This is a genomic window from Polaromonas sp. P1_E1_2 (assembly GCF_056406035.1).
Map to the genome: position 1 here is coordinate 1 of NZ_JBFUAZ010000240.1, position 5833 is coordinate 5833.

General features: G+C 60.7%; 6 protein-coding genes and 1 tRNA gene. All 7 read left to right on the plus strand.

Annotated elements, in window-relative coordinates:
• On the plus strand, nucleotides 1–571 hold a 571-nt coding region (locus AC1D1P_RS12480; protein ID WP_477673199.1), incomplete at its 5' end, for an aminotransferase class I/II-fold pyridoxal phosphate-dependent enzyme.
• A 147-nt stretch (nucleotides 572–718) separates the two neighbouring features.
• Nucleotides 719–985, plus strand: a complete 267-nt coding sequence (rpsO, locus tag AC1D1P_RS12485; protein ID WP_348046953.1) for a 30S ribosomal protein S15 — start codon at nucleotides 719–721, stop codon at nucleotides 983–985.
• Nucleotides 986–1205: 220 nt separating this feature from the next.
• On the plus strand, nucleotides 1206–3323 hold the full coding sequence (gene pnp / locus AC1D1P_RS12490; RefSeq protein ID WP_477648118.1) for a polyribonucleotide nucleotidyltransferase: 2118 nt from the start codon (nucleotides 1206–1208) through the stop codon (nucleotides 3321–3323).
• 76 nt (nucleotides 3324–3399) lie between these two features.
• Nucleotides 3400–4398 carry an NAD(P)H-quinone oxidoreductase gene (locus tag AC1D1P_RS12495; RefSeq protein WP_477673200.1) on the plus strand — a complete coding sequence of 333 codons (999 nt, stop codon included), beginning with the start codon at nucleotides 3400–3402 and terminating at the stop codon, nucleotides 4396–4398.
• Nucleotides 4395–5153 carry a triose-phosphate isomerase gene (gene tpiA, locus AC1D1P_RS12500; protein WP_477673201.1) on the plus strand — a complete coding sequence of 253 codons (759 nt, stop codon included), beginning with the start codon at nucleotides 4395–4397 and terminating at the stop codon, nucleotides 5151–5153. Before AC1D1P_RS12495 ends, tpiA begins: the two co-directional genes overlap by 4 nt.
• 33 nt (nucleotides 5154–5186) lie before the next feature.
• Nucleotides 5187–5603, plus strand: coding sequence for a preprotein translocase subunit SecG (gene secG, locus AC1D1P_RS12505; RefSeq protein ID WP_477671590.1), 417 nt, complete (start codon nucleotides 5187–5189; stop codon nucleotides 5601–5603).
• 115 nt (nucleotides 5604–5718) lie between these two features.
• Nucleotides 5719–5803: transfer RNA gene (locus tag AC1D1P_RS12510), tRNA-Leu, on the plus strand.
• The last annotated feature ends 30 nt before the right edge of the window (nucleotides 5804–5833 follow it).

Consider the following 5833-nt stretch of genomic DNA (forward strand, 5'->3'; position numbering starts at 1 on the left):
GTATTACGAGCCCACCCCTAATGGTTGCGCCCCCAGTTTTCTGGATATCGCCGCGCCCGAAGACCGCCTCGTGGTGGTTCACAGCTTTTCCAAGAGCTTTTTGATGACCGGGTGGCGCCTGGGCTGGCTGGTGATGCCGGCTGCCATGACGCCGCACATGGGCAAGCTGGTGGAGTTCAACACCTCCTGCGCGCCGGTGTTCGTGCAGCGGGCCGGGCTGGTGGCCATCGAACGCGCGGCCGATATCACGCCCCGGGTGGTTGCCCATCTGAAAACCTGCCGCGACACTTTGGTGCCGCTGCTGCAGGCCGTGCCGGGCGTGCAGTTGGCACCGGCCAAAGGCGGCATGTACGCCTTTTTCCGCCTGGAAGACCAGGCGCGCTTCGGGGACTCTCTGGAGACCGCCAAACGTCTGGTGGTGGAGGGGGGCTTGGGCCTGGCGCCCGGCAATGCATTCATGGTCAATCCCGGGCCCGAGGCTCAGGGCTGGCTACGCTGGTGTTTCGCCAGCCAGGATGTCGCTCGGCTGGGGCGGGGGGTGGAACGCCTCAGGCGCTGGCTTGGGGAATGATCTCAGGCTATAATCCAAAGCTCTGCGCAATTTGAGGCTCTTTTTGAGCCTTTTTCATGCCGGAACACGACGAAAGCGGTTTATTCACTCCCATGTCGGGAACGCTGCTTCGCTCGCAAGCGCACCTCGGTGCAAGAAAGAGAAAACATGATTGCAAAATCAATCAAGGCCGAAATCGTTCAGGCCAACGCACGCGCCGCCGGCGACACCGGCAGCCCTGAAGTTCAAGTGGCGCTGCTGACCGGCCGCATCAACGAACTGACCCCCCATTTCAAGGCCAACGCCAAGGATCACCACGGTCGCCGCGGTCTGCTGCGCATGGTGAGCCGCCGCCGCAAGCTGCTGGACTACCTGAAGTCCAAAGATGCCGAACGTTACACCGCGCTGATCGCCAAGCTTGGCCTGCGCAAGTAATCGGTAGCAACGATTTGAAAGCGCCTGAGTTAGTTCACTAGCTCAGGCGCTTTTTACTTCGGAGCAAGGCAAAACGAGCACGCGCTGTGTCATTCCACAAGAAAAGCCCTGGTCAGGCCCTTGATTCCAGGCATTTTGTGGAATGGCATCGTGTTCAGCCAGCCGCCGCTCCGGGCCTCCCGCACTGCCTCAAGTGCGTGAATTTAGTGGAGATAAGAACATGAGCATTTTCAACAAAGTCACCAAGTCTTTCCAATGGGGTCAGCACAAAGTCACGATGGAAACCGGCGAAATCGCACGCCAGTCCAGCGGCGCCGTCGTCGTTGACATGGACGGCACCGTGGTACTGGCCACCGTGGTCGCCAAGACCGATGCCAAGCCCGGCCAGGATTTCTTCCCCCTGACAGTCGACTACCTCGAGAAAACCTACGCCGCTGGCCGCATTCCAGGCAGCTTCTTCAAGCGCGAAGGCCGTCCCAGCGAATTCGAAACGCTGACTTCGCGCCTGATCGACCGCCCGATCCGCCCCTTGTTCCCTGAAGGCTTCTTCAACGAAGTTCAGGTCGTGATCCATGTGCTGTCGCTGAATCCTGAGGTCGAAGGCGACATCCCTGCGCTGATCGCCTCGAGCGCTGCGTTGTCGATCTCCGGCATCCCGTTCAACGGCCCCATCGGCGCCGCTCGCGTGGCCTACATCGACGGCCAGTACGTGCTGAACCCCGGCAAGACCCAGCTCAAGGATTCGAAGATGGACCTCGTCGTGGCCGGCACCGAAGCCGCCGTGCTGATGGTCGAGTCCGAAGCCCAGCAACTGTCCGAAGAGATCATGCTCGGCGCCGTGGTGTTCGGCCATGAGCAGGGCAACATCGCCATCAACGCGATCCATGAACTCGTTCGCGACGCCGGCAAGCCGGTGTGGGACTGGAAAGCGCCTGCCAAGAACGAGCCGCTGATCGCCAAGGTCAACGAACTGGCCGGTGCCAAGCTGCAAGCCGCTTACCAGATCCGCGCCAAGCAAGCCCGTACGCAAGCCTGCCGCGTGGTGACCTCTGACGTGATGGCCGCGCTCAAGGCCGACGGCGTGGAATTCGACGGTGTGGCCGTTGAAGGCATGCTGTTCGACATTGAAGCCAAAATCGTCCGCAGCCAGATTCTGGCCGGCGAACCCCGCATCGACGGCCGCGACACGCGCACCGTTCGTGCGATTGAAATCCGCAACAGCGTGCTGCCCCGTACCCACGGTTCGGCCCTGTTCACGCGTGGCGAAACCCAGGCTCTGGTCGTGACCACGTTGGGCACTGAGCGCGATGCGCAGCGTATCGACGCGTTGTCGGGCGACTACGAAGACCGCTTCATGCTGCACTACAACATGCCTCCGTTCGCCACCGGTGAAACCGGCCGTGTCGGCTCGCCAAAGCGCCGCGAAATCGGTCACGGCCGTCTGGCCAAGCGCGCGCTGATCGCCGTGCTGCCGTCGAAGGAAGAGTTTCCGTACACCATGCGCGTGGTGTCTGAGATCACCGAGTCCAACGGCTCTTCGTCCATGGCTTCGGTCTGCGGCGGCTGCCTGTCGCTGATGGATGCCGGTGTGCCGATGAAAGCCCACGTGGCCGGTATCGCCATGGGCCTGATCAAGGAAGACAACCGTTTTGCCGTGCTGACCGACATCCTGGGTGATGAAGATCACCTGGGCGACATGGATTTCAAGGTTGCGGGTACCACCTTCGGTATCACCGCGCTGCAGATGGACATCAAGATCCAGGGCATCACCAAGGAAATCATGCAGGTCGCGCTGGCCCAGGCCAAGGAAGCCCGCATGCACATCCTGGGCAAGATGCAGGAAGCCATGGGCGAAGCCAAGGCTGAAGTGTCCGACTTCGCGCCGCGTCTCTACGTCATGAAGATCAACCCAGAGAAGATCCGCGACGTGATCGGCAAGGGCGGCGCCGTCATCCGCGCGCTGACCGAAGAAACCGGCACGCAGATCAACATCGAGGAAGACGGCACTATCACCATCGCGTCGAATGACAGCGCCAAGGCCGACGAGGCCAAGCGCCGCATCGCCGAGATCACCGCTGAGGTCGAAATCGGCAAGGTGTACGAAGGCCCGGTCACCAAGATCCTGGACTTCGGCGCCCTGATCAACCTGCTGCCCGGCAAGGACGGCCTGCTGCACATCAGCCAGATCGCCCACGAGCGCGTCGAGAAGGTCACCGACTACCTGAGCGAAGGCCAGATCGTCAAGGTCAAGGTTCTGGAGACCGACGAGAAGGGCCGTGTCAAGCTGTCGATGAAGGCTTTGCTCGACCGTCCGGCCCAGGACCAGGACCGGGGCTGATCAATACTGCTATTGATTTTGTAGCTGCTTGCGCTCTTGTACAGAGGGCTGGCGGCTCAAATGACCTTGATACGCCATGAAAGTTGTTGAAATTACCTCCTACGGCAAGCCTGAGGTGTTGCGCCTGGCTGATCGCCCGGCGCCCATCGAAGGTTCTGGCGAGGTAGTGATTCGCGTGAGCGCCAGTGGCGTCAACCGACCTGATGTTCTTCAGCGCATGGGTCACTACCCGGTACCGCCCGGGGCGTCCGACATTCCCGGGCTTGAAGTCGCGGGTGTGATCGTGTCCGGCGATGCCGTGGCCATGGCCGTAGCCGGCCTCAAAATCGGTGACCGTGTCTGCGCGTTGGTCGCGGGTGGTGGCTATGCCGAGTTGTGTGTTGCTCCGATTGGGCAGTGCCTGCCGGTGCCTTCAGGGCTGAGCAACATCGAGGCGGCATCTCTGCCCGAGACGTTTTTCACCGTCTGGAGCAATGTGTTTGAGCGCGCTTACCTGCAGCCGGGCGAAACCTTGCTGATCCAGGGCGGCTCCAGCGGCATCGGCGTCACGGCCATTCAGATCGCCAAGGCCTTGGGGGCCACGGTGCTGGTAACGGCCGGCAGCGACGAAAAATGCGCTGCCTGTGTGGCCCTGGGCGCGGACCATGCCATCAACTACAAGACCAGTGACTTTGCCGAAGAGGCAAAAAAGCTGACCAACGGGAAGGGCGTCGACGTCATTCTTGATATGGTTGCCGGTGGTTATGTTGCGCGAGAAGTTGACTGCATGGCCGAGGACGGCCGTCTGGTCATCATTGCGATACAGGGCGGGGTCAAGTCCGAGATCAATGCGGGATTGGTGTTGCGCAAGCGCTTGACCGTCACCGGTTCAACCCTGCGTGCGCGATCTGTCGAGTTCAAGAGCGCCATTGCGAATGCATTGAGGAATAAGGTGTGGCCACTGCTTGCGAGCGGTGCTGTCAAGCCGGTGATTCACAGCACGTTTGCGGCGGCTGATGCGGCCAAGGCGCATGCATTGATGGAGTCCAACCAGCATGTCGGCAAAATCGTCTTAACCTGGTCACCGACACCATGAAGAAGCTTATTGCTGGTAACTGGAAGATGAACGGCGGCCTGGAGGCCAACGCAGCCTTGCTGGATGCCCTGGCGAGTGGGCTGGCCAATCCTCCGGCATGTGARGTGGCGGTTTGTGTTCCYGCGCCTTACCTGGCACAGGTTCAGYTATTGCGRGCTGCTAAACCCGGCCTGTCTGCCATTGAACTGGGCGCACAGGATGTGTCCGTTCATGCCAGTGGCGCCTATACGGGTGAAGTCAGTGCCGCCATGCTCAAGGAGTTTGGTTGCCGTTTCGCTATCGTTGGTCACTCGGAGCGGCGCCAGTATCACGGCGAGACTGATGCGACGGTCGCCGACAAGGCAAAATCTGCACTGGCCTGCGGTGTTACCCCCATCGTTTGTGTTGGCGAAACGCTGGCCGAGCGTGAGGCAGGCCATACCGAAGAAGTCGTGAAGCGGCAGCTCGCGGCGGTGATCCACACCAATGGCCACTGCATCAGCGAAATCGTGGTGGCCTACGAACCGGTATGGGCGATTGGTACCGGCAAGACAGCGACTCCGCAAGAGGCGCAGGCTGTGCACCTGGTGCTGCGCAACCAATTGAAGGCGGCTACAGATCAGTTTGCCCGCGTGAAAATTCTGTATGGCGGCAGCATGAACGCGGCCAACGCGGCAACGCTGCTGGCCCAGCCCGATATCGACGGTGGCCTGATTGGCGGTGCGTCGCTCAAAGCCCCCGATTTTTTGACAATTATTGCTGCAGCCCGCAACTGACAGGCGCAGAACGCTATTAATTTAGGAGTAGATATGAACGTTGTATTAACCATTGTCCTCGCTGTGCAGATGCTTTCGGCGCTCGGCATGATTGGCCTGATCCTGGTGCAACACGGCAAGGGCGCAGACATGGGCGCGGCGTTTGGCAGTGGCGGTTCGGGCAGCCTTTTTGGCGCCAGCGGCAGTGCTAATTTCCTGTCACGCACTACCGGCGTTCTCGCCGCGTTGTTTTTTGCCTGCACCTTGCTGCTTGCTTACTTTGGGAATGCCCCTGCACGCACAAGCTCCAGCGTCCTGGAGGGGGCCGCCGTGAGCGCTCCGGCGCCGGCTGCTGCAGCTTCCGGTGCGGCCCAGATTCCGGGAACCTCTGCGCCTGCAAGTACTGGCACGGCAGTTCCTGTCCCGCCTGCGCCTGCCGCGTCCGGTGCTGCGCAAATCCCGACGAAATAACGAGATTTTGCTGTTGCCCGCAGTCGGGAGCAGCAATATTTCGGGGTAAACTCTAAGACTGTCTGGAAAGCCAAAAACCGCAAGGTTCCTCATGCCATCCAGGCAGTTAAATACCGCGGACGTGGTGAAATTGGTAGACACGCTATCTTGAGGGGGTAGTGCCGAAAGGTGTGCGAGTTCGAGTCTCGCCGTCCGCACCAGATTGACATGCATCGGCAGCAGTGCTCCGG